At 69.7% G+C, this 24423-nt stretch carries 21 protein-coding genes and 2 pseudogenes; 12 read left to right on the top strand and 11 right to left on the bottom strand.

What is annotated here, in order from left to right:
* A partial coding sequence (locus Pth03_RS28470) for a phosphodiester glycosidase family protein (RefSeq protein ID WP_203947492.1) occupies positions 1-2268 on the bottom strand: 2268 nt, incomplete at its 3' end.
* A gap of 291 nt (positions 2269-2559) precedes the next feature.
* On the opposite strand from Pth03_RS28470, the gene Pth03_RS28465 reads away from it, so the two are divergent.
* Both Pth03_RS28465 and Pth03_RS28460 read left to right on the top strand, forming a co-directional pair.
* Complete coding sequence (locus Pth03_RS28465; RefSeq protein WP_203947491.1) at positions 2560-3246, top strand: hemerythrin domain-containing protein; 687 nt, start codon at positions 2560-2562, stop codon at positions 3244-3246.
* Entirely contained in the window at positions 3243-3872 is a 630-nt protein-coding gene (locus Pth03_RS28460; RefSeq protein WP_203947490.1) for a TetR/AcrR family transcriptional regulator, read from the top strand. The genes Pth03_RS28465 and Pth03_RS28460 overlap by 4 nt, the downstream gene beginning before the upstream one ends.
* Before the next feature lie 74 nt (positions 3873-3946).
* On the opposite strand, the gene Pth03_RS28455 is transcribed toward Pth03_RS28460, so the two are convergent.
* Positions 3947-4528, bottom strand: coding sequence for a dihydrofolate reductase family protein (locus Pth03_RS28455; protein WP_203947489.1), 582 nt, complete (start codon positions 4526-4528; stop codon positions 3947-3949).
* Between the two features lie 103 nt (positions 4529-4631).
* Here Pth03_RS28455 and Pth03_RS28450 point away from each other — a divergent pair, with 103 nt between their 5' ends.
* Together Pth03_RS28450 and Pth03_RS28445 are read left to right on the top strand one after the other, a co-directional pair.
* A complete protein-coding gene (locus Pth03_RS28450; RefSeq protein WP_239119433.1) occupies positions 4632-5159 on the top strand; it encodes an ArsR/SmtB family transcription factor in 528 nt (175 codons plus the stop codon).
* Positions 5160-5269: 110 nt separating this feature from the next.
* Complete coding sequence (locus Pth03_RS28445) at positions 5270-6592, top strand: acyltransferase family protein (RefSeq protein WP_203947487.1); 1323 nt, start codon at positions 5270-5272, stop codon at positions 6590-6592.
* Here Pth03_RS28445 and Pth03_RS28440 read toward each other — a convergent pair.
* Both Pth03_RS28440 and Pth03_RS28435 read right to left on the bottom strand, forming a co-directional pair.
* Positions 6589-8580, bottom strand: a complete 1992-nt coding sequence (locus Pth03_RS28440; RefSeq protein WP_203947486.1) for a sensor histidine kinase — start codon at positions 8578-8580, stop codon at positions 6589-6591. The two genes, Pth03_RS28445 and Pth03_RS28440, sit on opposite strands and share 4 nt — an antisense overlap.
* Entirely contained in the window at positions 8573-9232 is a 660-nt protein-coding gene (locus Pth03_RS28435) for a response regulator transcription factor (RefSeq protein WP_203947485.1), read from the bottom strand. The genes Pth03_RS28440 and Pth03_RS28435 overlap by 8 nt, the downstream gene beginning before the upstream one ends.
* Positions 9233-9420: 188 nt before the next feature.
* Between Pth03_RS28435 and Pth03_RS28430 the strand changes: the two genes are divergently transcribed.
* The 4 genes from Pth03_RS28430 (at position 9421) to Pth03_RS41725 (ending at position 12497) form a co-directional block, all read left to right on the top strand.
* On the top strand, positions 9421-9786 hold the full coding sequence (locus Pth03_RS28430; protein ID WP_203947484.1) for a hypothetical protein: 366 nt from the start codon (positions 9421-9423) through the stop codon (positions 9784-9786).
* A gap of 57 nt (positions 9787-9843) precedes the next feature.
* Positions 9844-10437 carry a hypothetical protein gene (locus Pth03_RS28425; RefSeq protein ID WP_203947483.1) on the top strand — a complete coding sequence of 198 codons (594 nt, stop codon included), beginning with the start codon at positions 9844-9846 and terminating at the stop codon, positions 10435-10437.
* Between the two features lie 207 nt (positions 10438-10644).
* The gene (locus Pth03_RS28420) at positions 10645-11664 is read left to right on the top strand and encodes an ATP-binding cassette domain-containing protein (protein WP_203947482.1); all 1020 of its coding nucleotides are present in this window, start codon (positions 10645-10647) and stop codon (positions 11662-11664) included.
* On the top strand, positions 11661-12497 hold the full coding sequence (locus tag Pth03_RS41725; protein ID WP_239119432.1) for an ABC transporter permease: 837 nt from the start codon (positions 11661-11663) through the stop codon (positions 12495-12497). Before Pth03_RS28420 ends, Pth03_RS41725 begins: the two co-directional genes overlap by 4 nt.
* Before the next feature lie 2040 nt (positions 12498-14537).
* Here the strand turns inward: Pth03_RS41725 and Pth03_RS41720 are convergent.
* Together Pth03_RS41720 and Pth03_RS28410 are read right to left on the bottom strand one after the other, a co-directional pair.
* Positions 14538-15557 (bottom strand): annotated as a pseudogene (locus Pth03_RS41720) (AfsR/SARP family transcriptional regulator); the annotation flags it as partial.
* Positions 15558-15716: 159 nt separating this feature from the next.
* Complete coding sequence (locus Pth03_RS28410) at positions 15717-16295, bottom strand: TetR/AcrR family transcriptional regulator (RefSeq protein WP_203947480.1); 579 nt, start codon at positions 16293-16295, stop codon at positions 15717-15719.
* Between the two features lie 72 nt (positions 16296-16367).
* Between Pth03_RS28410 and Pth03_RS28405 the strand changes: the two genes are divergently transcribed.
* The gene (locus tag Pth03_RS28405; protein ID WP_203947479.1) at positions 16368-17105 is read left to right on the top strand and encodes an SDR family oxidoreductase; all 738 of its coding nucleotides are present in this window, start codon (positions 16368-16370) and stop codon (positions 17103-17105) included.
* Between the two features lie 306 nt (positions 17106-17411).
* Here the strand turns inward: Pth03_RS28405 and Pth03_RS28400 are convergent, their stop codons facing one another.
* Both Pth03_RS28400 and Pth03_RS28395 read right to left on the bottom strand, forming a co-directional pair.
* Positions 17412-18041, bottom strand: a complete 630-nt coding sequence (locus Pth03_RS28400; RefSeq protein ID WP_275413228.1) for a protein-L-isoaspartate O-methyltransferase family protein — start codon at positions 18039-18041, stop codon at positions 17412-17414.
* 210 nt (positions 18042-18251) lie between these two features.
* A complete protein-coding gene (locus Pth03_RS28395) occupies positions 18252-18686 on the bottom strand; it encodes a MarR family winged helix-turn-helix transcriptional regulator (RefSeq protein WP_203947477.1) in 435 nt (144 codons plus the stop codon).
* Between the two features lie 52 nt (positions 18687-18738).
* On the opposite strand from Pth03_RS28395, the gene Pth03_RS28390 reads away from it, so the two are divergent.
* Both Pth03_RS28390 and Pth03_RS28385 read left to right on the top strand, forming a co-directional pair.
* Positions 18739-20433, top strand: coding sequence for an MFS transporter (locus Pth03_RS28390; protein ID WP_239119431.1), 1695 nt, complete (start codon positions 18739-18741; stop codon positions 20431-20433).
* Positions 20430-20975, top strand: coding sequence for an isochorismatase family protein (locus Pth03_RS28385; protein WP_203947476.1), 546 nt, complete (start codon positions 20430-20432; stop codon positions 20973-20975). Before Pth03_RS28390 ends, Pth03_RS28385 begins: the two co-directional genes overlap by 4 nt.
* A gap of 66 nt (positions 20976-21041) precedes the next feature.
* Here Pth03_RS28385 and Pth03_RS28380 read toward each other — a convergent pair whose 3' ends face one another.
* The 3 genes and pseudogenes from Pth03_RS28380 to Pth03_RS28370 all read right to left on the bottom strand — a co-directional run.
* Positions 21042-21857, bottom strand: coding sequence for a helix-turn-helix transcriptional regulator (locus tag Pth03_RS28380; RefSeq protein WP_203947475.1), 816 nt, complete (start codon positions 21855-21857; stop codon positions 21042-21044).
* 236 nt (positions 21858-22093) lie between these two features.
* Complete coding sequence (locus tag Pth03_RS28375) at positions 22094-22846, bottom strand: SDR family NAD(P)-dependent oxidoreductase (RefSeq protein WP_203947474.1); 753 nt, start codon at positions 22844-22846, stop codon at positions 22094-22096.
* A gap of 37 nt (positions 22847-22883) precedes the next feature.
* Positions 22884-23495 (bottom strand): annotated as a pseudogene (locus Pth03_RS28370) (NADPH-dependent F420 reductase); the annotation flags it as partial.
* A gap of 258 nt (positions 23496-23753) precedes the next feature.
* On the opposite strand from Pth03_RS28370, the gene Pth03_RS28365 reads away from it, so the two are divergent.
* Positions 23754-24347: a TetR/AcrR family transcriptional regulator gene (locus Pth03_RS28365; protein WP_203947472.1), complete on the top strand. Its 594-nt coding sequence runs from the start codon at positions 23754-23756 to the stop codon at positions 24345-24347.
* Positions 24348-24423: the final 76 nt, after the last annotated feature.

Raw genomic sequence — 24423 nt, 5'->3', positions numbered from 1 at the left:
CTCGTGCCCCTCGGGCAGCGTGCCGTCATCGGAAATGAGCGGGTCGGCCTGCAGGCCGGGCTGGGCGGGCAGGTCGATCGACGTCGGGACGTCGGCCTCGATGCGGTCCAGGACGAACGTGCCCGCCTTCTGCTGGGCGACGCTCGTGTTGATGCCCTGGAAGGTCGAGATCGAAATCGGGAACGCCGTGTTGGCCGGCAGCGTGAACGTCGCGTACTGCCAGTCGCTGCTCGCGGCAAGGCCGGTGCCGTAGACGCCGGTGCTCTTGCCGTTCGCGTCGTAGTAGGCGATGTAGGTCAGGCCGCTCGGCACGCTGATGCTCGACTTGATCCGCACCCGAATGCGCAGCGGCTGGCCGGGCACCGCGACGCGCTGGGCCGCCGACGCCGCCACGATGCCCACGTTGCGCATCGCGTTGAAGGTGATCCGCAGGCCGTCGGGGTCCGCGGAGAACGTCGTTGCCGCGGTGCTGTTGTTGCGCCAGCGGGCGAGCACGTCGTCGTTGAAGTCGTAGACCGTCTTGGTCTCGACGCCGATCGTGATCGGGAGCTGGACCGACTTGCCGCCGACCGAGACCGTGAGGATCGTACCCGCGGCGGTGAGCGGGGTGATCTTCAGCTTGCCGTCCACGGGCTGGATGTCCACGACGCTGTGGTCGTAGTCCAGCGAGAGGTCCCGCGGGTCGATCGGGGCCGTGTAGCCCTGGTCGTCGCGGCCGGTCACGGAGACGGTGACCGCGTTGGCGGGCGTCGCGTCGGCGATCGACAGGCGCTGGGACGACAGCTCGACGCCGTTGACCGGGCCGAGGACGGTGACCTTCTCACGCGCCGCCTTGTGACCCACCTGCGCCTTGACCGTGATCGTGCGGTGCGACTTGCCCTTGGCCGCGAGCGTGCCGCCCTTGACGGACGCTCCGGGAGCGGACCACCGCACGGACTTCGCGTCGACCGTCACCGGCGTCTGGTGGTTGTCGACGCCCTGCGCAACGAGCGCGCGGTGCAGCCCCGGGAAGACCTTCACGCCGCCGTCGGCCGACGCCGCACCCGGCGCGGCCTTCAGGAGAAGCTCGTGCAGCTTGCCGTCGCCCTTCGTGACGAACACGCCCACGCCGTTCGGGTCGCTGCGCTCCTGACCGTCGGACGGGACGTTGCGGACGGTCGCGTCGTCCTCGCCGAGCGCGCGGGCGACCATCGTGGTCGAGCCGCCGCCGTCGAGGTTGACCGCGGTCTGCACGCCCATCGCGGCGAGGTCACGCGCCTCCTTGTCGATTCCGACGCCGCCCTTGCCGGTGCCGCCCGGGCCGTCCCAGGTGGCGAGCACGAGCGTGTGGCCGCCGTCCTTGAAACCGAGCGCGGTGCGCGGGGCGATCGAGGTGTCGAGGCCGCCCACCACCTTGCCGCCGGAGACGATGGTGCCGCCGTTGCCGAGCGCGAACTTCATCGTCTTGGCGACGTCGTCGGCGAGCGCGTAGCTGAGCGCAACCGGGTCGCCGGGCTGCAGCGCGCGGATCGCGGTCGCCGAGGCGCCGCGGCCGACCAGGTAGAACCCGTCAGCCGGGATCGTCCCCGAACCCGCGGGACCGTTCGGCGTGACCGAAACGACCTTGCCGTTCTGGACCAGCACCTCGGCGATCTGGTCGTTGGCCACGCCCGTCAGGCCGCGGTTGCGGCTGTAGGTGCCCCACGCGGACGTGAACGCGACCATGCCGTCCGCAGGGACCCCGCCGCCGTTCGCGGCGTTGATCGTCAGGACCTTGTGGTCCGCGCCCGCGAAGTTCGCGGTCGCGTTGACCGTGAGGTCCACGAGCTGGGCGATGCCGTCCTTGCTGACGCCGACGTGCGGGCGGCCGCCGATGTCGGCGGTCTTGATGAGCTGCCCGTCCTGGACCTCGCCGCCGAGCGCCGCGTTCGAGTTGCCGATGTCGAAGAACTCGCCGTTGACGCCTGCGACGGCGCCGGCCTTGTTGGCGGCCGCGCTGAGCGGCCCGCCGGACGCGACCGGTCCGGAGGTCAGCAGGTCCGTGCCGACCGCGCTGTTGGACAGGTCCACGGTCAGATACTGCGCGTCGTACCAGCCCTTCTGGTCGAGCGCCTTCACGTGCTGCAGGTTGATCCCCGGACCGATCTTCTCGGCCGTGTTGATCAAGGGAATTCCACCGGTGATCGGCGCAGGCTGACCGCTGTCCGCGTACGCGGCGGCAGGTGAGACCACCAGCGTTGTCGCCGCGGCGAGCGCCACCAGCAGTGACGTCGTACTCCGATGGTTCAAAACCATCAATTTCATTGGAACCTCGGGTCAAGAGATGACACGGAGGCAACACCCCCGCTACGCCCAGTTCGATCAAGGGCGCGCACCCGATTAAAAGGATCAGCCAAGAAGCGCGGATGGCGTCACCACGAGCATGCGATGAAGCCTGGCGGAAGAGGTGGTGGTCGCACCCACGGCGATGCGCCGCCGCGACCACGCCTCGAACGCACGCAAATATTCACCTGAACGACATAGGAGTGAAAACGCCGTGGATCTACGCTCCCCGTGTCAACGTCGATAGAAGGGGGCGACATGGGGGCGAAATCAGGCCCAGCGGACACGCGGATCATGGGCGTCGTGCACGGTGCGTTGCGCCGCGACCTGGACCGCACGCGGGCGGCGCTGACGAGCGAGCCTCATCCGGTGGGGCGTCAGCGTCGCGCGCTCGGCGAGCACGCGGTCTGGATGATGGACTTCCTGCACCACCACCACGCCGGTGAGGACAAGGGGCTCTGGCCGCTGGTGCGCGACCGCAACCCCGCTGCGAGCCCGCTGCTGGACTCGCTGGAGGCCGACCACCACAGGATCGTCCCGGCCATGGAGGCGATGACGGCCGTCGGGCGGCGCTACGCGGACACGACGACGGACGAGGCCCGCGTCGAGCTCGTCGCGGCGCTGGACGAACTGAACGAGGTGCTCATCCCCCATCTCGACCGCGAGGTCGAGGAGGGCATGCCGGTCGTGTCGAAGAGCATCACTCAGGCCGAGTGGGAGGCGTGGGACCAGGCCACCAACGTCAAATCGAAGTCGTTCGCCCAGCTGGGCCTGGAGGGACACTGGCTGCTCGACGGCATCGACCCCGAGGGTTACCAGGTCGTGGTCAATCTCGTCCCCGCGGTCCCGCGGTTCCTCCTGATACACGGCTTCGCCGGCGCGTACCGTCGCAGGGCCGCCGCCCGCTGGCAGCCTGACCTGTCGGCGACGCGGGCAGGGGCGTGACGGCGGAGCAGGCACCCCGGGTGCGGCGGCCGTACCGGTCGCCGCACCGCGAGCGGCAGGCCGCGGAGACACGGAGGGCCGTCCTCGCCGCGGCCGCACGGCTGTTCGGCGAAGGGGGCTGGGCGGGGACCGGGATGAGGGAGGTCGCCCGCGCCGCCGGCGTGTCTGTCGAGACGGTGTACGCCCACTTCCGTTCGAAGGGCGAGCTGCTCGTGTCGGTCCTCGACGTGGCCGTCGTCGGCGACGCCGGGCCCGAGCCGCTCGCCCGGCGGCCCGAGTTCGCCGCGCTCACCTCCGGGACGCGCGGGGAACGGGTGGCCGCGGCGGCCGGCCTTGTCACCACCATCCACCAGCGGACCGCCGGCGTGTACCTCGTGCTCAGGGAGGCTGCGGCCTCGGATGGCGACCTGGACGGGCTCTTGACCGAGAGCGAGGAGCGCCGGCGGATCAGCGTCGAGCAGGGCATTTCGATGGTCCTGGGCCGTCCGGCGACGCGCGAGGAGCGCGACGGGCTCTGGGCGGTCCTGTCCGTCGAGGTCTACCAGCTGCTGACCGAGCGGTCCGGCTGGACCCCGCGGCAGTACGAAGGATGGCTGGCCGGCGTCATCGACAGGTTGACGACCTGACGGGCGGTCCCCGCGCCGTACGGCACCTGTCCCCTGCCGACCAGCCTCCATCATTCGCGGCCCAGGCGGCCGCCTCAGCGGACGACGTCGTAGACGAACTTGGTGATGCCGTTGGCGTACGTCTCGGACTCGACCAGCTTCAGCATCTGCTTGTCCTTGTCGGTGTCGCTGAACATCCGCTTGCCGGCTCCGAGCAGCACGGGGAAGACCAGCAGGTGGTAGCGGTCGATCAGGCCGGCGTCGGAAAGGTTACGGGCGAGGGTGGCGCTGCCGTGGATGACGATGGGGCCGCCGTCGGTCTCCTTGAGCTTCTCGACGTCCTCGAGGGAGCGCAGGATCGTGATGTCACCCCAGTTGTCGACGAGGGCGTCCTCGCCGAGGGTGGTCGAGACGACGTACTTCGGCAGTTCCTTAAGGGCGGCGAAGTCCTCCATGTCCGGCCAAACCGGCGAGAACACCTCGTAGCTGGTCCGGCCGAACATCAGCGCGGTGGCCTCCTCGATCTCTCGGCCCTTGAGCTCGTACGCCTCGGGGAGGAACTCGATGTCCTTGAAGGTCCAGCCGCCGCTGCGGTGGGCTTCGGTGCGGCTGTTGCCACCGGGAGAGTCGACGACCCCGTCCAGCGAGACGAAGGCGGTGTAGATCAGCGTGCGCATCTTCGATGTCCTCTCATGATCAGCGGTTGATGTCCCCAAGTCTGCAGTGGCGTCGCCCACAATGCGACGATTAGGCGCAGACCTAATCCGAGAGGGCGGCCGCGTGATCCACCTGCACTTCACGGCGGCGGACTTGACCCGCGTGCGCTTCGCCGTCTCGCCCCTCATGGAGACCGTCGCCAGCCTGCGTACGCTGGCCGCCCGCAGGCAGGGACGGCACCTGCACCGTCCCTGGATCGACAGGTTCGCCGAGCGAGCGGGCCGGCTGCGCGAGCGCGACCTCGACCTGCTGCGGGCGCTGGTGCGTCCGGAGGGCTACATCCCCGACTTCCTAGTGCCGCGCGGCCTCGGCCGGCTCTGGGAGGAGCACCCCGAGCAAACCGGCTCGGCGCTCGCCGGCGTCCTCGGGCATACCCGGGCCGCCCTGCTGGCCCAGCTCGACCTGCCGATGTCGACCACCCAGGCCGCCACCCAGATGGCGCTCTCCGCACCGACGCTCAGCGTGCACCTCCAGGCGCTGCGCGCCGTCGGGCTGCTCACCTCACGCCGGGAGGGTCGGCAGGTGCTCTACTCGCGGACCGAACTCGGCGGCCGGTTGCTCAGCGAGGCAGGCCGGCGGCCCGACGCCTGAGCCGCACAACCTCTTGGGCATTATGGGGCAATTGGTACTTATCATCACTATTGTGCCAATAGTGTTACGAAGTGGCCAAGGAAGCAGAGATCCGGGACACCGTAGGCCGGATGCACGTCGCAACCCGCTCCACCCTCTCGCCCCAGAGGTCCCAAGGCGCCCGGCAATCCTGGCTTGACGCCTTACGCGGGCTCGCCGCGCTGATCGTCGTCTTCGAGCACTCGCTGGACGCCCTGCTGCCCGAGATCCGGCGATCGGTCAGCCCGTGGTTCGACTTCGGACAGTACGGCGTGCTGGTGTTCTTCCTGGTCAGCGGATACGTGATACCGATCTCGATAGAACGCCGAGGCAATGTGCGGGGCTTTTGGATCACGCGCTTTTTTCGCCTCTACCCCTTGTGGGCGCTGGCAGCGATGGTCGGCACCGTGTTCGGCGCCGTCGGCGTCTATTCCGTCCTGCCCGCTCAGGCTGCGCAGCATCCGATGACGTTCACACTGGCGCACGTGACGATGCTGCAGGACCTGCTCCAGGTGCCCAGCGTCGTCAACGTCTTCTGGACCCTCTCGTACGAGATGGCGTTCTACCTGCTCGTGACCGCGATGTTCGTGTTCGGCGTGCACCGGGTCGGCACCCGCATCTCGCTGACGTTCGCGGTGTGCGCACTCATAGCCGGCGCCCTCGCGCCGGCGGGCTGGCTGTCCCACACCATGGGGCAGAGCGTGGTGGGGGTCACGACCGTCGCGCTCCTCGGCGGGATCGTCGCCACCCTCAGTGCGAACCATGACATACGGCGGCTCGGCGCCGCCCTCATAGCCGCCCTCGCGCTCATACTCCTCACCCTCAACAGCAGAGTAGGCGCGTGGGAGAGCCTGATCCTCCTGGCCACCATGTTCGGCGGGACCGCCGTCTACCGCATGCAGCGGTCGCCCGCGCGATGGGGCGGAACGCGGTGGACGATCGGTCTGGTGCCCATCCTCTCCGTTGGCGCGGCGGTGATGTTCGGGCCTGGGTGGGGCATGTCGGAGGCCGCACAGTACGCGTTCGAGTGGAGTTGGTCCACCGCCGTCGTCGCGGCGTGGCTGACGTTCGCCGCCGCCCTCGCCCTGCGCCGCCGTACGATTTGGCCCTTTCTCGTGTGGCTCGGCCTGGTGAGTTACTCCATCTATCTGCTGCACCCCTTGATCCTGCAGATCGTCAGGAGGCTGACCGTGGATCCTTCCGGGATCCCCCTCCTGGTGCGGGTGGCGTGGGAGGCGGCGCTCTTCACGACGGTGATCGGCTGTGCCGCGCTGAGCTACCGCTTCGTCGAGAAACCCGCCCAGCGTCTCGGACGCCGCCTCACCCGCGCCGCCGACGAGCGGGAGCGGCACGGGCCGCCTCCAGAAGGCGGCGCCCACGAGGATCGCTCCCTGGTCAGCTCAAACAGATCCTAGAGATCCATGCTGTCGTGGATCGGAATACAAGCGGTGACCTGCCACCCGTTGGCGGCCGGTCCCACAGTGGCGGTGCCGCCGAGTTCCTCCGCACGTTCGGCGATTGATCGAAGTCCGACGCCGGGGCGCCACGTGGCGGGCTTGCCTCCGTCGTCGCTCACATCGATGTGCAGGTTGCCGTCGACGCGCAGCGAGATTCGGCAGTTGCGGGCGCTGGAGTGGCGGAGCACGTTCGTCAGTGCCTCCTTCGCGATCCGGTATGCCGCGAGTTCGACCGCCGGGGAGAGGGCGGGCATGGGATGGGGTGCCTCGACTTCGATGGAGATCTCTCGCTCAGACTGCGTGGGGACGGCTGCCACGTGTTCGCGCAGGGCACCGTCGAGGCCGAGCCGATCCAGTTCCATGGGGCGCAGGCCGTAAACGATGTTCCGTACGTCGTCGATGACCGCTCGCAGGTCTGTGCGAACCTCGCCGATCAGCCGACCGGCGGCCTCGACGTCGGACCTGAGCAGGTTGGACGCCGCGTCGGCGCGGAACGCCACGCTGGTCAGCGAAGGGCCGAGGCCGTCGTGAAGCTCACGCTGCAGGCGCACGCGCTCCGCTCCCGCGGCCTCGACGGTGGCGACGCGGGCCTGGCGCACCTGCTCGGTCAACTGCAGCGCGTGCAGCGCGACCGCGAGCGGCGTGCCTATCAGGCCGAGCGTGTCGCGGTCGGCGGTGTGCAGGCGCCGTTCACCCCGGCGCAGTTCGACGCGGACCGTCCCGACCTGGTCGCCGCGGTACCGCAAGGCGACCTCCTCGGTCGTGCCCTCCTGGGACGTGCCGGCCTGGGCGAGGAGGGCGCCGTCCGCCGTGTGCAACGCGATCCACGGGATGCGCAGGGCGACGCGGGTGCGGTCGAGCACGCCGCCGAGGTCGTCCTCGTGATGCAGCGTCTGCCCGATCTGCTGCGCGGTGCGGGCGGGGTCCGACCGGCCGCCGTAGAAGGCACGATCGGTGAGGCGCCGCATCAGCAGCCGTACGGGCGTGAATCCGATCGCCACCAGGATCGCCGCGCCGGTTTGGGCGCCCCGTTCGGCGGTGGGGGGAACGAACAGGGAGAACGCGGCGACGAGGCCGGCGTACACGGCGACGATCACGGTCAGGGTCAGGCCGTAGAGGAGCGTGCGGGACAACACCAGCCGGATGTCGAACAGCTGGTGGCGCACGATCGCCACACCAACGGCCAGCGGGATCATCACGAACGACAGCAGCAGGAGGATCGGCCCGTCGCCGGTGATCCAGCGCTGGGTGTTGAGCACGATCATGGCGATCAGCGCCAGGATGAGCCACAGCAGCTGCCGCTTCGTCCGCTCGTCGCCGCGCCGGTACCGGACGACGAGCGCCGTGACCCACGCGATGTTCAGGGGGATGAACAGGAGCTCGAAGACCGTGTCGGCGAGGTTGGGCTGGACGAGGCCCACGTTGAGAATCGACGTCACGCCGGGGTGGCCGAAGAACGTGCCGGTCGACAGGACGCTGCTCACGGTTTCGTACAGCCCGGCGGCGATCGTCAGCCACAGGACGGGGAGCCAGCGGCGGGACGGCAGGCGGCCGTCTGGGAAGAGCAGCAACGCGATGTTGGCGAGGAAGCCGATCCCCAGCTGCCAGCCCGCGAAGTAGAAGGTGACCAACGTGCGCTCCGGCGGCAGGGGCCAGCCGTGTTGGAGCCCGTAGGTCAGCAGCATGCCACTGGCTGCGGTTACCAGATGCCCCAGTCCGCTGATCATGAACAATGTGCCGACCCGGTGACCCGGCCGGTACCACCCGATGATCAAGGCGGGCACGATGAACCCGATGCCGAACACGATGTTGGTGATCGCGTAGGTGTCCACCCAGTCCCGCCAGGAGACGCCGGCCATGTTGGCGAAGACGATCGCGATGGCGGTCAGAACGGCGCCGACGACGCCCACCACGATGACGCGGGGGCGGGTACGTATGTCAGCCACGTCGACCCAGGCCGGCGTCCTTGGCGATCACGATGGCCTGACCACGGGTCGCGACGCCGAGCTTCAGTAAGATCGCCGAGACGTGGTTGGCGACCGTCTTGTGCGACAGGTGCAACCGCAGCGCGATCGCACCGTTGGTCGCTCCTGTGGCCACCTCGTCCAGCACCTCGCGCTCACGGGGGGACAACTGGGGGAGAGGCGGCTCCCGCGCCGACAGCCGGTCGATGAGGCGTCCCGCGACCGCCTGGGAGAAGATCGCGTCACCCGCGGCCACCGCCCGGATCGCGCGCTCGATCTCATCGGACTCGGCCGTCTTCAGCAGGTAGCCGCGGGCGCCCGCCCGGAGCGCCTCGGTCACCATCGTGTCCTCGCTGACCATCGTCAGGACCAGGACCGCCGTACCCGGGTAGTCGCGGACCACCCTCTCGGTCGTCGCCACACCGTCCATCACGGGCATGTGCAGATCCATGACGACCACATCCGGGCGGTGCAGCGCGATCTCCCGCAGCGTCACCTCGCCGTCCCCGGCATGTGCCACGACCTCGATGCCCGGAAGTGTCTCGAGCAGAAGCGCGAGTCCACGCCGTAGCGCCGGGTGATCGTCGGCGAGGAGCACCCGTATGGCTGCGGGAGTGTCGCGATCTGTGTCCATGCGCACAGTATGGCGATCACCGACGTGGCGCCGTAAGGCGCACGATCACGGCCGTCGTAGGACGGCGTTCCCGATTCCGCCGGGAATCTCTCCCGCTCCGGCGAGCCCTCTCAGGAAGGCCGACTCATTCGCGCATGCCGTCCGGCTTCGCAGACTGATGTCCCACGCCACCCGAAAGGAATCATGCGATGCGCGACGCCGGCCCTGGCAAGGCGCCGATCCCGGGCACGGCACGGTGGGGGTTCGTCATCGCGGCGATATGCGCCGGTTCGGACGTCGCCGTATCCGTCCATCGGCTGCCGTCCGAATCCATCGTGACGGCGGTGGTTCTCGGATTCGCCCTCCTCACCCTCGCAGCGATTCCACCGGCGTGGCGCGGAGTGGTCTGGGCCCGCAACACGGTCGTGTCCACCCAGGCGCTGACGGCGGTGACCGGTGTGCCGGCGTTCGTGCTCCCGGCGGTCCCTCCGTTCGACGTCATCGTCTCCGCCGCGCGGCTCGTCGTCGCCCTGGTCGTCGCGGTGCTGCTGCTCACGGCCCACCCGATCACCTGACACCCGTTCGTCACCCCTACCGGACGGCCCGCCGCGGCCGCCGCAGAAAGGATCGACATGCACCACTCCTCCCGCACACGCGTCTTCGGCGCCGTCGGCATCGCCGGCTGCCTGTTCTCCCTCGCCGGGTGGGCCGTCATGCTCGGCGACCCGGCGGACACGACGACCTCCTGGTACATCGGGAACACGCTCGGCGACATCACCTGCGTCGCCACGGCCGTGCTCACCACAGGCCTCGCCCTGTTGAAGGAAGCAGGGCCCGGCCTGCCGTCCCGGATCACGCTGGCTCTGTGGCCGGTCGGCTGGGTGCTGCTGAGCATCGGCGGGATCGTCATGCTCACGACCGGCCAGGACAACGTGCTCCTGCCGATAGGCGGTCTCGGGTCGACGCTCGTGGCGCTCGTGGCGGGAATCCTCATCGCGCGCAGGGCCGACCTGCCGAGCGGCCGTCGATGGGCGCCGCTCGCTTACGGGGTCGGAGGCTTCCTGCTCACCTTCGCCCAGAGCGACCGCCACGACCTGCTGACCAACATCGTCGACCTGGCGACCAACCTGCTGCTCCTCGCCGTTGGGATCGCCCTGTTCGTGGGCTCGAAGACGCACCAGACGGTCGCGGGCCCGACAGTCACGGCACGACGGTCAGCGGCGTAAGTCCCGACGTTCTCGCGGGGCGGCCGCAAACGCGGCCGCCCTCGCAACCGAATGAACCAGACCGCCGCACTCCCGCCGACGCTTCTCATACTCCGTGTCGGAGGTGAACTGGCTTGCTTCGCCGGAATGATGAAAAGCGAATCCGCGGAGCACCCGGTGAAACCCGGTCGAGGGCGCCGTGAAACCGGCGCCGCGCAGAGTGAAGCCATGAGCATCACAGAACTCGGACGTACCGGGGGTGGCCCGGCCCCCAACGAGGGCGCCGATCTGGCCGTACGTGCGGAAGGGCTGATGAAGACGTTCGGCGAGCACCGAGCCGTCGACGGGATCGACCTGAACGTACGCCCCGGTGAGATCTTCGGCGTCCTCGGCCCGAACGGCGCCGGCAAGACCACCACGCTACGAATGCTGGCCACCCTGTTGAAGATCGACGCGGGCCGTGCCGAGATCTTCGGGGTCGACGTGGCCGGCAACCCGCACGTGATCCGCCAGCTGGTCGGCGTCACGGGACAGTACGCGTCGGTCGACGAGAACCTGACTGCCCGCGAGAACCTCTGGCTCTTCAGCCGCCTGCAGGGCATCGCCGCGCCACAGGCCCGGCGCATCGCCACCGAGCTGCTGGGCCAGTTCGGCCTGGAGGAGGCCGCCGACAAACCGATCGCGCAATTCTCCGGCGGCATGCGTCGGCGCCTCGACCTGGCGGCCAGCCTGATCACCCGGCCACCGCTGATCTTCCTCGACGAGCCGACCACCGGTCTCGATCCGCGCACGCGCGGCCAGATGTGGGACACCATCCGCGGTCTGGTCGCCGACGGGTGCACGGTGCTGTTGACCACGCAATATCTGGACGAGGCCGACCAGCTCGCCGATCGCGTCGCCGTCATCGACCGCGGCCGCAAAGTCGCCGAAGGCACCCCCGACGAGTTGAAGACCGCGGTCGGCAACTCCACCCTCCAGTTGCTGCTCGCCGAGCCGGGCGAGGTGCCCGCCGCCGTGGAGGTCGTGCGACGCGTCCTCGGCTCCGACCCGGTCCTCAGCCCGGAGCAGGGCCGCCTCAACGTCGCCCTCGACCAGGCCGACCTGGCCGCGGACGTACTGATCGCGCTGCGCACCGCCGGGGTGTCGATCTCCTCGGTGAGCGTGGCCAAGCCCAGCCTGGACGAGGTGTTCCTCGCCCTCACCGGCCACGAGACGGACGACGAGACCGGCATGGAGGAGAACCGATGAGCACTGTGATCGCACCCGCCCGCGAGGCGGTCCGGGCCGCCGAACGCGTGGCGGCCGCCCGGCGGCACGTCTCCATGGCGGAGACGCTCGGCCAGACCCTGACGATGGCGTGGCGGGCGCTCAAGAAGATGCGCCGCAACCCGGAGCAGTTCTTCGACGTGGCGTTGCAGCCCATCCTGTTCACCGCGATGTTCGCCTTCATCTTCGGCGGCGCCATCGCCGGCGACGTCGAGAGCTACCTCCCCCTGATGATCCCCGGCATCCTCGCCCAGACCGTGCTGACGACGTGCATGGCCACGGGCACGCAACTCCGCGAGGACATGGAGAAGGGCGTCTTCGACCGGTTCAAGTCGTTGCCGATCGCCCGGATCGCGCCGCTCGCCGGCCCGATGGTGGCCGACCTGCTGCGCTACACGATCGCGGCCACTCTGACCTTCTCCATGGGTCTGGTCATGGGCTACCGCCCGGGCGGCGGAGCGGGCGGCGTGCTCGCCGCGATCCTGCTGGCGATTTGCACAGGCTGGTCGCTGGCCTGGATCTTCACCTGGGTCGGCACCATCGCCCGGAGCGCCCAGGCCGTGCAGGGCATCTCTATGATGATCTTGTTCCCCTTGACGTTCCTGTCGAACGCGTTCGTCCCCATCGACACCCTGCCCGGCTGGCTGGCCGCGTTCGTACGGGTCAACCCGGTCTCACACCTGGTCACGGCCGCCCGCGACCTCGCCAACCGCGCTGTCGTCAGCGGAGAGGTGGCCTGGACGATCCTGGCGTGCCTGATCGTCATGGCGATCTTCGCGCCGCTGTCGGTACGCAGCTACAAGCGGCACATGTGACCTCCGCCCGGCATGGCCGGAGACCTGCTCGAGAAGGTTCCGCGCCTCATCCAGCAGGTCGGGGCCGCGTCGATCGCCGTATTCGGCCCGCACGGCGGCGATCATCCCGGGCGCGGCCCACTCCGCGTGCGGTTCGATCCGCCCGAAGGTCATGCTGGGCATGCTGCTGTTGTACGCGAACCGCTCGGCCAGCACCAGCAACCGGATCGCGTCGCGGGGAGCCGTGGCACCCCGCAGCAGCCCCCAGGCGCCGAGCGCGAAGAGCATCGAGCCGCACAGCGGGTAGTCGAGGACGGGGATTCTCAAGCCCAGCAGGTCGTAGCCCCGGACGGCGGAGAACAGCTCCTCGCCGTACCAGACGTGTTCCGGCGGGGCGTGGTACGCGTATGCCGCCAGGGTGACCGACTCCGTGATGATCGTCCACGGTGTGAGCTCCCCGTGTTGCACCCCGGGCAGGCGCAGGTCGCGCGCCCGCTGGACGGCCAGGCGGTATTCCGCGAGCGCGGCGGCCGTCTCGTCGCGGGCGAGGGCGAGCTCGGCCGCGCACAACGAGACGATCGCCACGCCACCGAGCGCCGCCTCGTTGTCGCTGATCCGGGTGATCTCGGCCAACTCGGCCTCCGCGATGTCGAGGTCGCCGTCGGCGAGCGCGGAGATCAGCAACACCACACGAAGCTGGGTCTCGTCGTCGGTGGCGCCGAGCCGGCTCAGCACCGGGATGGCGGTCCGCGCGTGTTCGACCGCCCGCCGGCGGTCGCCGAGCTGCATGACGAGGTGAGCCAGCAAGGCGTGCATGATCGCGCCGAACCACGGCCCCTCGTCAGCGCGGAGCATCCTCAGGGTCCGCTCCGCGGCCTCGATCGCCCCGATCGCGTCGCCCGCGTTCTCCAAGACGTGGACGCTCGTCTGCGTCGCCGCAAAGGCCACGTCAGGGTCGGCGCTCCGGCACAACTCCGCCAGCCGCCGGCGCAGGTCGGCCTCGTCGGCCGTGTCGCACGCCAGCACCACCGTTGCCATCGCCGTCACGCGGGGATCCGCCCCCTCGCTGGTGGGCAGCGTACGGAGGAGGTCGCGCAGCGGCCCGCCGGGGCGATCAGTGATGATCATGGTGTTCATGATTGTGATCAGCAGGGCGGCTCTGGTCACCTCGACGATGTACGGCGGCGGCACCCACCCGGTGATCGCCTTCGCGATCGCGTCCCGGTGAACGAGGATCCGGGAGTGGTCGCCACGGACCGACCACAGCGCGCCGACCCCGGCCAGCAACTGGACCGTCGTGACGGGATCGGGTTCGCCGAGAGCCTGCCGGAGCAGATCGGCGAGGTTGCTCTCCTCGGCGCGCAACGCGTCGACCGCCGCGAACTGCGCCGGGCCGAACAGCTCGGAGGCGTGTTCGAGGGCGTAGGCCGTCGCCCAGGCCCGCTGCGCCGCCCGAGCAGGCGCTTCCTCGCCGGCTTCCTTCAGCCGCATCCGCCCGAACTCCCTGACGGTCTCCAGCATCCGGTAGCGCAGGCCGTACGTCGCCTCGCGGACACTCAGCAGCGACTGCTCGGTCAGCGCGTCCACGACGTGCAGGGCGTCCGGGCCGAGCACGTGCTCGGCCGCGGCCAAGCAGAAACCGTCGCCGAACAGCGACAACCATCGCAACGCCTGCCGTTCCGGCTCGTCCAGCAGGTTCCACGACCAGTCGATGACCGCGAGCAGCGTCTGGTGCCGGTCGGGGGCCGTACGGTTCCCACCGCGCAACAGGGCGAACCGGTCCGCCAGGCGCCGCGCGATCTCCTCCACCGACATCACCCGCACTTTGGCCGCGGCCAGCTCGATCGCGAGCGGCAGGCCGTCGAGGCGGGCGACGACCTCCTCGACCGTTCCCTCGTCGATCCGCACACCCGGGCGGGCGGCCGTGGCGCGCTGGCGGAACAACTCCACCGCATCGCCCGTGGGCAGCTCGCCGAGCAGGTAGACGCGTTCAGCGGGGATCGACAAGGGGGCGCGTGAGGTGATGAGCACCCGCAGGTCGCGGGTCGTCACGGACAAGAACGCCACCAGGTCGGCCACGGCCTCGATCACGTGCTCGCAGTTGTCGAGGATCAGCAGCGCAGGAGCCTGGTCGAGATGCTGGGCGATCCGCGCGCGCACGTCGGAGCGCTGCTCGGCCGTCAGGGCACGACGCCCGCTGACCGAGTCCCGAACCCCGAGCGCCGAACCCACCTCGCCCACCACGCCCTCCGGCGAGGAGACGCCGACGAGTTCGACGAAGTGAGCGACGGGCTGCGCGGCGTTCCTGCCGATGACATGAGCAAGCCGCGTCTTGCCCAGCCCGCCGGGACCGATGATGGAGACCACCCGGTTGGTCTGCACCAGGGCGTGCACCGCACGGATGTCGCCGTCACGGCCGAGCAGCGAGGAACCGTCGAACAGGATGCCCTCGCGCACCGGCCGATCTGCGGCGAGGAGTTCGGCGTACACGCGGGCGAGCCCAGGCCCTGGTTCGGTGCCGAGCCGCGCGACCAGGCCCGCGCGATACCGCTCGTAGCGCTCCAGAGCCGCGGCGGCACCGCGTACGGCGGCCTCGCTGCGGAGCAGGCAGGCGAGCAATTCCTCGTCGTACGGCCGATCGGCCGCGACCTCCTCCAGTAGCGGCAGCGCGCCCTCGTGAGCGCCGCTCCGGCCCCGCGCGATCGCCGTCACCCGTCGCGCCTCGGCCACCCACTCTGCTGCGACGCGCCTCAGCTCAGCGAGTGCACCGGTGGCGCCGTCCAAGCCGCCGGCCATGAGACCCATGGCCTCTTCGGCGCGGCGACCCGCGAGCGCCATGTCGTCCTCGCCCAACGCGGCCCGTGCCTGATCCACCAGCGCGCCGAGCAGCAGCGCGTCCACCTCACCAGGGGGCAGCCCGAGCCGGTAACCACGCGGGATCCGTTCCACCACATCGGCGCACGTCGCCGCCCTGGTCCGCGAGACGACCACCTGCAGCGCCTTCGTCGGATTGGCCGGCGCCTCGTCGGGCCACAACTCCTCGACCAGGCGCTCGTCACCGACCCCTGTACGCCCGTGCATGGCGAGCACTGCCAGCAGGGTCTGCGCGCGATCGCCGACCACACGCAGACCCCGCCATCGGACGCCGTCAAGCAGGACCAGTGCGGGGGACACACCCTCAGCTTACGGACGAGTCACAATTAAGGAGCGCGGCGACGCAGGACTCGCGGCCTTCACTCCTCAGTCCGCCGGCAGCAGTCGCCGTTCGCGGACCGCGTCGCCTACGTCCGCCAGCAGCGCGTCCGAGGTGGGAGTGTCGCCGAGCGCGCGGGCGATCACGACTGCCCCGACAAGCGCGCTCAAGGTCACCGCGGCCCGCTGCCGCCGGGCCGGGTCCTCATCGCCGAGCATCTCCTGGAGCAATTCGAGGTAGCGCGCGACCTGGGCCCGGTAGGCGCCTCGCACCGCGCCGTCGCGCGCGGCGTCGCCGGCGAGCGCGGCGACCCCGCACCCGTCTCCGGGATCGTCGCGATGGGCGCTCGAGACGTACCAGTCGGTGAACGCCGCAAGCGGGTCCTCCGCGGCCAGGGACGCGGCGACGACGGGCTCTGCGGCCCGCATCGCCTGCTCGGCTGCCGCAGCGATCAGCTCGTCGCGGGACGCGAAGTGCTTGTAGAAGCCGCCGTGGGTCAGGCCGGCGGCTCCCATGATCTCGGCGATCCCCGGCTGGCGGGTGCCGCGCTCGCGGATCTGGCGGGCGGCTTCCGCCACGATCCGCTCATGCGTGGCCTGCTTTTCGCTCTGTGATGCGCGCACCATGAACTAGATGATACGCGACATCCAAATGCGGTTAGGATGACGGCCATCATCCAATTTCGTTCAGGAGGAACGATGAAGATCGAAGGAGCCGTCGCGCTGGTGACCGGGGCCAACCGCGGCATCGGCAGCGCGTTCGTCGGAGAGCTGCTGGCCCGTGGCGCCGGCACCGTCTACGCCGGCGCGCGGAATGCCGACAGCGTCAGGGTCAGCGACCCGCGGATCATCCCCGTCACCCTCGACGTCACCGACCCCGGGCACGTGTCGGCCGTCGCCGAAAAGCTGTCCGACGTGTCGCTGGTCGTCAACAACGCCGGCGTCCTGACCCGCGACTTCCCGCTGCAGGCCTCAGCGCAGGAGGCCCGCCGGCAGATCGAGACCAACTACATCGCCCTCATCTCAATGACCTCGGCGTTCGCCCCGGTGCTCGCCCGCAACGGCGGCGGCGCGTTCGTCAACATGCTCTCGGTCGTCTCGTTCGTCGGCGCGCCGTGGATGACCACCTACTCGGCCTCGAAGGCCGCCGCGTGGAACTACACCAACGCCGCCCGGTCCCAGCTCGCCGGCCAGGGCACCGAGGTCCTGGGCGTGCACGCCGGCTACGTCGACACCGACATGTCAGCCGGCGTCGACGCCGACAAGATCGATCCGCGCTCGGTGGCCCGGGCGGGACTTGACGCGTTGGAGGCCGGCCAACCCGAGGTCCTGATCGACGACTTCACCCGGAACATCAAGGCAGGCCTGAGCAACGATCAGAACCTGATCTACCCGCAGGTCGCCCGGGACTTCGCCGCGATGGCGGCGACCGGCTGACCCAGCGCCGCGACGCCGGTCGCAGGCCCAGTGACGAGCACGGTGGCAGCGCACCCCTGCCCCGTCCCGGCCCAGCACCGCCCCGGCCATGAGCAGGGCATGACGAGTACTGGCACTGGGGCGATACGTGCACCCGGACTCCTGGTAGGACTGGCTCCCGCTCCTACCAGGAGTCCTTCACGTTCCGGGGAACCACCCACCGACCGAGAGCGCGGGGGCATCGTCCGGAGGTTCCGCCCCGCACCTGACACCTTTGCCGACGCCGTCGACGAAGGCCTGTCAGTGGTGGTGGCCGTGCCGGCCGACTCATCGAAGGCCGTCATCATCTCCGCCGGGGAATCCGTACCGGCCGCGCAGGCGGACGAATCTGGCAGGGGTGAGCACCCGCCGCCGCTCCAGGCCGTGGGGGGCGTGCCCGAAGACGATCACCTCCTCCTGCCCGCCAGGCCCGATCGGCTGCACGAGGCGCCCGCCCGGCTCGAGTTGCTCGGCCAGCGGCGGGGGCACCTCGGGAAACGCGGCCGACACGACGACGGCGTCGAAGGGCGCTCGGTCCGGGACGCCGCAGGTGCCGTCCCCGTCGAGCACCTCAACGTTGCCGATGTCCAGCCGGGCCAGATTGCGCCGCGCCTGCCGCGCCAGGTCCGGCCACCACTCGACGCTGACCACATCGGCGGACAGCCGGGCGAGCAGAGCGGTCTGATAGCCAAGGCCGGTGCCGACCTCCAACACGTGTTCGCTCCCGGTGAGGCCGAGGCCGTCGATCATCCTCGCCGACAACGACGGCTGGGTGGTCACCAGCCCGTGACCGATCGGGATGGGCTCGTCGTAGCAGGCGTCCGAGGCGTACTCAGCGGGCACGAAGCCGGCACGCGGCGTGTCACGCACAGCCTCTAACACGCGCTCGTCACGGACGCCCGCTGCGCGCACGGCCAAGACGAGATCTTCGGGGCATGTGCCGCAGCCGCCCGCCCGTGATACCCCGGCCGTCTGCCCCTGAGCTGGCCCTCCCCCGCGGGCGTGGACACCCGGCTCCATGCACCCAATGCTGCCACCCAAGCGAGATGATCTACGCGCAGAGCCCGGCCCTTTACAACGTAGATTCCCGCTGCTACCGGTCGCGCTCGGGCTTGGGGCGCATTCGCGTCACATCTGCTCGGCCAATCGCTCGATCAGCGGGGCCGCGGCGCGCAGCACCTCGATCTCGTCGTCGTCGAAGGCGGCGAGCAGAGTATCGGTGAACCGGTCAGCGAGCGCGCTGCGTCCCGAGTGCAGCGCGTGCTCGCCCTCCTTCGTCGGCGTCAGGATGACGCGACGCCCGTCCTGCGGATCGGGCGAGCGGGCGACGAAGCCCCGCCCTTCCAACAGCGCCACGGTCGCACCCATCGCCTGCGGGGTGATCTGCTCTCGTCGCGCCAGGTCGGCCGTCGTCGCCGGGCCGGCGCGATCGAGCCGCGAGAGGACCCTCAACTCCGGACTGGTGAGGGTCCCGTCACCCGTGATGTCGCGGATCCGCCGCTTGAGCAGGCTGACGCTCATCAGCATCGCCGCCGCCACCTCACGCGCCTTGGCTCTTTGCATATTTAGAATCCTAAACTTGCAAACCCAGCCTTGCAAGGTTAGGTTGCGTTGAGTGGTAGTAGATGTCGGAACTTCACCTCAGCAGCACGATCGCTACAAGTGGACCGCGCTGACCAACACGACCGCGGCCGTGTTCATGTCGGCGCTGGACGGCTCGATCGTCCTGATCGCCCTCCCCGCGATCTTCAACGGCATCCGCCTCGACCCGCTCGCGCCGGGCAGCATCGCCTACCTACTCTGGATGATCATGGGGTATCGCCTGGTGCAGGCGGTGCTCGTCGTCAGCGTCGGCCGCCTCGGCGACATGTACGGTCGCGTGCGCATCTACAACGCCGGATTCGCCGTCTTCACGGTGGCGTCCGTACTGCTCTCCTTCGATCCGTTCCTCGGCGCCCACGGCGCCCTGTGGCTGATTGGCTGGCGGCTGCTGCAAGCGGTCGGCGGCTCGATGCTGCAGGCGAACTCCGCCGCCATCCTCACCGACGCGTTCCCGGCCGAGCAGCGTGGCTTCGCCCTCGGCATCAACCAGGTCGCGGCGCTGGCCGGCATGTTCATCGGGCTGGTGGCGGGAGGCCTGCTCACGGCGTGGGACTGGCGCGCGGTTTTCTGGGTCAACGTGCCGGTCGGCATCTTCGGGACGGCCTGGGCCTACCGCAAGCTCCGCGAGACCGGGCAGCGCGGCGGCGGTCGCGTCGACTGGTGGGGCAACGCCACGTTCGGCATCGGGCTGAGCGCGCTTCTGGTCGCGGTCACCTACGGTCTGCAGCCCTACGGTGCGCACACGATGGGGTGGACGAACCCGCTCGTGCTCGGGCTCGGCTTCAGCGGGATCGCCCTGCTGGCGGTCTTCTTGCTCATCGAGACGCGGGTCGCGGCGCCGATGATCGAGCTGAGCCTGTTCCGGCTGCGGGCGTTCACCGCCGGCAATCTCGCCGGCCTCGCCATCTCGATCGGCCGCGGCGGCATGCAGTTCATCCTGATCATCTGGCTGCAGGGGATCTGGCTGCCGCTGCACGGCTATGACTACATCGACGCGCCTTTGTGGGCAGGTATCTTCCTGCTGCCGCTGACCGCCGGGTTCCTGCTGGCCGGGCCGGTGTCCGGGTACCTGTCCGACCGGTTCGGCTCCCGCGGCCTCGCCACCTGGGGTTCCATCCTCTTCGCGGCCACCTTCGTCGGATTGATACTCCTGCCCACGGACTTCAGTTACTGGAGCTTCGCCGTGCTGATCGCGCTGAACGGCGTGGCGAGCGGCATGTTCGGCTCGCCCAACTCGTCGTCGATCATGGGTAGCGTGCCGGCGCGACAACGCGGGGCGGCGTCGGGGATGCGCTCGACGTTCCAGAACTCGGGCACCGCGCTCTCGATCGGCGTGTTCTTCGCACTGATGATCGCCGGGCTGGCCAGTTCGCTGCCGGACGCACTGAACACCGGCCTGCAGCAGCACGGCGTGTCCGCCGCCGTCGCGCACCAGGTGGCCGGCCTGCCGCCGGTCGCCACCCTGTTCGCGGCGCAGCTCGGCATCAACCCGATCCAGCACCTGCTGCAGCCGACCGGCGCGCTGTCGTCCCTGTCGGCCGGCCAGGTGGCGGACCTCACCGGCCGGCAGTTCTTCCCCCACCTGATCTCGTCGGCGTTCCACGACGGACTTGTCGTGGTCTTCGCCGTCGGCGCCGCCCTGGCGCTGCTCGCCGCCCTCGCGTCCGCCCTGCGCGGCCGCCCTCGACCCGAGAAGGGGAAAGCATGACCGTCAGCACCATCGATCCCAAGCCCGCCCTGGTCGTCATCGACCTGCAGAAGGGCATCGCCGGCGCGGTGCCCCCGAGCGTCGCCGAACGCGCTTCTTGTCTCGCCCGGGCGTTCCGCGAACACAACCTGCCCGTCGTTCTGGTGAACGTCACCGACGGCGCGACCGGGCGCACCGAGGTCGCCTCGGCCATGCGGACCCGGACGCTGCCGGCCGACTTCGCCGAGCTGATGGACGAGCTGGACGCCGCGCCGACCGACATCCGGGTGACCAAGCGGCGGGTCAGCGCGTTCCACGACACCGGCCTGGACACCTACCTGCGCGATCTGGGCGTCACCCAGATCGTCCTCGCCGGAGTGGCGACCGGCTCCGGTGTCGAGTCCACCGCGCGCTCCGGCCGCGACCACGGCTATCACGTGGTGGTGGCCACCGACGCGGTGACCGACCCGGACGAGGTCATCCACCGGCACAGCGTCGAGCGGATCTTCCCCAAGATCGGGGAGACCGGCACCGTGGACGAGATCATCACCCTGCTGGGCTGAGCACGGCGATCTCGCCGTCACCTGACCCGCCAACCGCGAGCGGCTCCCAATTTGGGGCGGCTCCGATCAACTCCTGTTGAGGGTGAGCCGGCCCAGTTGGGCCAGGGCGTCGGCGGACGGGCTGCCGGGGTCGGTGTGGCCGATGACGAGACTTTGGCCGGGGGTGCTGTTGGCGCTGAACCCTTCGAAACGAAGCGTCAGTTCGCCGACGTCGGGGTGGTGGACGCGCACGGTCTCCCGGCTCCTGGCCCGTACATCGTGGCGAGCCCACATCCGGCGGAAGTGCCCGCTCACGAGCGAGAGCTCCTCGACCAGTTCGACCAGAAACGGGTCGTCGTAGTCGGCTCCCGCCATGGCGTGAAGGTGGGCCACGTGCGAAGAGGCCTCCTGCTCCCAGTGCGTCTGCAGGAGCTCCTGCGACGCGGGGTTGAGGAAGATCATTCGCAGCAGGTTGTCGCTGTGTTCCAGCCACCCGCAGACGGCTTCGGACAGTGAGTTCCTGGCGAGCACGTCGCATCGGCGGTTCACGATGAACGCCGGTGTGTGGTCCCACCCCTGGACAAGGCGAAGCAGGTTCGGATCGACCTGGTCGACCGGCCCGCGCTTGCGCGCCTGGGCATGGGCGAGTCGATGCAGGTGCTCGGTGGCCTCGGGCTCGAGTCGGAGGGCTTGCGCCAGAGCGTCGAGGACCTGATCCGATGGGTGGCGTTCTCTGCCCTGTTCCAGCCGGATGTAGTAGTCGACGCTGACCTGGGCCAGCATTGCCACCTCGTCGCGGCGCAACCCAGGCGTCCGCCGTCGGTCCCCGGCCGTCATCCCCACTTGATCAGCGCACACGAGCTCGCGCCGGGCGCGAAGGAACTCGCCAAGAGGGCCCTTCATGGCGCCAGAGTAGGCACTTCACTACCAAAACAGGGCAAAAGATGCCCTCCTTGGAGGGGTAATTCCTAGATCCCGCCGGAGAGGCCGGCATGCCGAGGACCCGAGCCCTGCTGACACCCGGTTCCTCGGTCTCCGGCCGCCTCCGCGATTTCCGCGGAGGCGGCCGGCGCCGTTCGAGGGGTGCCGGCGCGCCCCTGAAGAAGGCAGGGACGCGTGACCCGGAACGCAGCAGCCCGTCAGGCGTTGAAGCCGCCGTCGACGTTCAGCGTGGCGCCGGTCACGAAGCCGGCCTCGGGGCCGACGAGGAACGCGATGGCGGCGGCCATCTCCTCGGGCCTGCCGTACCGGCCCAGGGCGTTCATCGAGCGCTGGATGTCGGCGAACGGCCCGACATCGGGGTTCATGTCGGTGCTGATCGAGCTGGCCTGCACCGCGTTGACGGTGATGCCACGCGGACCGAGGTCGCGCGACCACCCACGGGTGTACGCGGTGATCGCGGCCTTGGTCGCGGAATAGTCAGCGATGCCGGGGAAGGGGGAACGGTCGCCACCCGTGGATCCCACGGAGACGATCCGGCCGCCTTCGCCCATCACCTTGGCGGCGGCGCGCGTGACGGCCACGACTCCCGCGACGTTGACGGCGTACTGCCGGTCCATGGCCTCCCAGTCGGTTTCCTCGGCGTCGATGGAGCCGGTCACGAAGACTCCGGCGTTGTTGACGAGGATGTCCAGCCGGCCGAACGCCGCCACGACCTTGTCGACCAGGTTCGCCGCCTGTTCCGGATCGGCCTGGTCGGACGCGAAGGCCTCCGCCCGGACGCCGCGCTGTTCGATCCTGGACGCGACGCTCCGCGCCCGCTCGGACGAGGAGACGTACGTGATGGCGACGTTCGCTCCGTCGTCCGCCAGGCGCAGGGCTGTGGCCTCTCCGATACCGCGCGAGCCGCCGGTGACCAGTGCCACCTTTCCAGCCAGGGGTTGGTATGACATGTATTGCTCTTCTCTTCTCAGGGTTGGATGCTCGGGCTCAGCCGATCTTCACCAGGTGATGGCTGGGAAGCGGGCCTCCGGGGAACTGGAGGAGACGGGATCCGACGGCGAGCGGACCGAGGTCGAGGCTGAAGAAGCCGAGGCGGTGGATCAGCGCCTGCACCGTACGGCGCGCTTCGGGGTCGTCTCCGGACAGGAAGAGGACCCTGCGGCCTCCGCGCGCGGCGGGAGCGGCGGTGAGCAGGTCGGGCGTCAGATGACCGAAGGCCTTCACGACACGGGCACCGGGAACCAGGTCCGCGAAGACCTCGCTCGACGTCTTGCCGTGCAGCTCGAACGGCTGGAACGAGGGCGCTTCGATCGAGTTGTTCGTGTCGATGACGATCCGGCCGTTCCAGTCGGGCAGGCCGGCCAGGGCACGGGGGATCTTGGACCAGTTCACCGCGACGAACACGATGTCCTGCGCGGCCGCCTGCTCCCGCGTGCCGGCGCGGACGTGGCTGCCAAGGCGTCGGGCGAGATCGGCGAGCGTATCCGGCCCGCGGCTGTTGGAAACGATGACGTCGATGTCGGCCCGGGACAGGATCTCGGCCACCGCCGAACCGATGGCCCCGGCGCCGATGATGCCGATGGTCAAGGGAACACGCTCCTTGGAATGGTGGTGAAGGACTCGCTGACGGGGCCGCCCACGTGAGGAAGCCCCCGCGCCCGAGGTGGCGCGCCTTCCGCCCGGCCTTCTCCGGAACGCCGTGCAGGCACGCCGCGGGCGCGATCAGGGGGGTTCCGCCAGGACTCCCGTGTCAGCCTGAGCCGTTCGGCGACCTGTCGGAGCGTAGTTGAGCGCGCGCTCTCAAACGTGAAGGTACAGGTTTGTGAGCGCGCATTCAAATAGGGGTATCGTGGGGACGTGCCCCGACCTCGAACCTTTGACGAACAGGACGTCGTCGACCGCGCCATGGAGCTGTTCTGGACGCGCGGCTACGAGGTGACGTCCATCTCCGACCTCACCGCCGAACTCGGCGTGCATCCAGGCACGCTCTACCGCACCTTCGGCGACAAGCACGCGCTCTTCCTGCGTGCTCTCGCCCACTACCGCAAGCACCTTGCCGACGCGCTCGCCCCCACGCTGCTGGAAGGAGGCCCGGTCATGCCGCGCATCCGGGCCGTGCTGATCGGCTACATCGACCTGGCCGCGCAGCAGGAGCAGCCCCGCGGATGCCTGATCGCCAACACCGCCGGCGAGGTGCTTCCCGGCGACGACGAGGTCGCCTGCGCCTTGCGCGAAACTCTGTCCGTCGTGGAGAACGGCTTCCTTCAAGGTCTGCGTGCCGCCGCCCGGCGGGGAGAGATCTCCGACACGCTCGATCTCCCCGCCTGCGCCGCCATGATCACCATGCTCCTCGAAGGACTCCAGGTGATCGTCAAGGCCGACCCCGACCCGCTCCGGCTCGTCGCCGCCGTCGACGCGGCCCTGCTCGCCCTCGCGCCGGTACGCGGCTGAGCACACCGGCTGAGCCCATCGGTGGGGCCCACACCGCCCCGCCCGGCGCGTCCGGTACGGCACCGACGTGTGCGGT

This window comes from Planotetraspora thailandica (assembly GCF_016863335.1).
GTDB classification, from domain to species: domain Bacteria; phylum Actinomycetota; class Actinomycetes; order Streptosporangiales; family Streptosporangiaceae; genus Planotetraspora; species Planotetraspora thailandica.
This window is presented reverse-complemented; position numbering and strand designations above follow the sequence as displayed.

Bases quoted from the DNA above. Each gene is read 5' to 3' on its own strand.
- Pth03_RS28465 (WP_203947491.1), top strand. From the start codon at position 2,560: ATGGGGGCGAAATCAGGCCCAGCGGACACGCGGATCATGGGCGTCGTG.
- Pth03_RS28455 (WP_203947489.1), bottom strand. From the start codon at position 4,528: ATGCGCACGCTGATCTACACCGCCTTCGTCTCGCTGGACGGGGTCGTC.
- Pth03_RS28445 (WP_203947487.1), top strand. From the start codon at position 5,270: ATGCACGTCGCAACCCGCTCCACCCTCTCGCCCCAGAGGTCCCAAGGC.
- Pth03_RS28435 (WP_203947485.1), bottom strand. From the start codon at position 9,232: ATGGACACAGATCGCGACACTCCCGCAGCCATACGGGTGCTCCTCGCC.
- Pth03_RS28430 (WP_203947484.1), top strand. From the start codon at position 9,421: ATGCGCGACGCCGGCCCTGGCAAGGCGCCGATCCCGGGCACGGCACGG.
- Pth03_RS28425 (WP_203947483.1), top strand. From the start codon at position 9,844: ATGCACCACTCCTCCCGCACACGCGTCTTCGGCGCCGTCGGCATCGCC.
- Pth03_RS28420 (WP_203947482.1), top strand. From the start codon at position 10,645: ATGAGCATCACAGAACTCGGACGTACCGGGGGTGGCCCGGCCCCCAAC.
- Pth03_RS41725 (WP_239119432.1), top strand. From the start codon at position 11,661: ATGAGCACTGTGATCGCACCCGCCCGCGAGGCGGTCCGGGCCGCCGAA.
- Pth03_RS28410 (WP_203947480.1), bottom strand. From the start codon at position 16,295: ATGGTGCGCGCATCACAGAGCGAAAAGCAGGCCACGCATGAGCGGATC.
- Pth03_RS28405 (WP_203947479.1), top strand. From the start codon at position 16,368: ATGAAGATCGAAGGAGCCGTCGCGCTGGTGACCGGGGCCAACCGCGGC.
- Pth03_RS28395 (WP_203947477.1), bottom strand. From the start codon at position 18,686: ATGCAAAGAGCCAAGGCGCGTGAGGTGGCGGCGGCGATGCTGATGAGC.
- Pth03_RS28385 (WP_203947476.1), top strand. From the start codon at position 20,430: ATGACCGTCAGCACCATCGATCCCAAGCCCGCCCTGGTCGTCATCGAC.
- Pth03_RS28380 (WP_203947475.1), bottom strand. From the start codon at position 21,857: ATGAAGGGCCCTCTTGGCGAGTTCCTTCGCGCCCGGCGCGAGCTCGTG.
- Pth03_RS28375 (WP_203947474.1), bottom strand. From the start codon at position 22,846: ATGTCATACCAACCCCTGGCTGGAAAGGTGGCACTGGTCACCGGCGGC.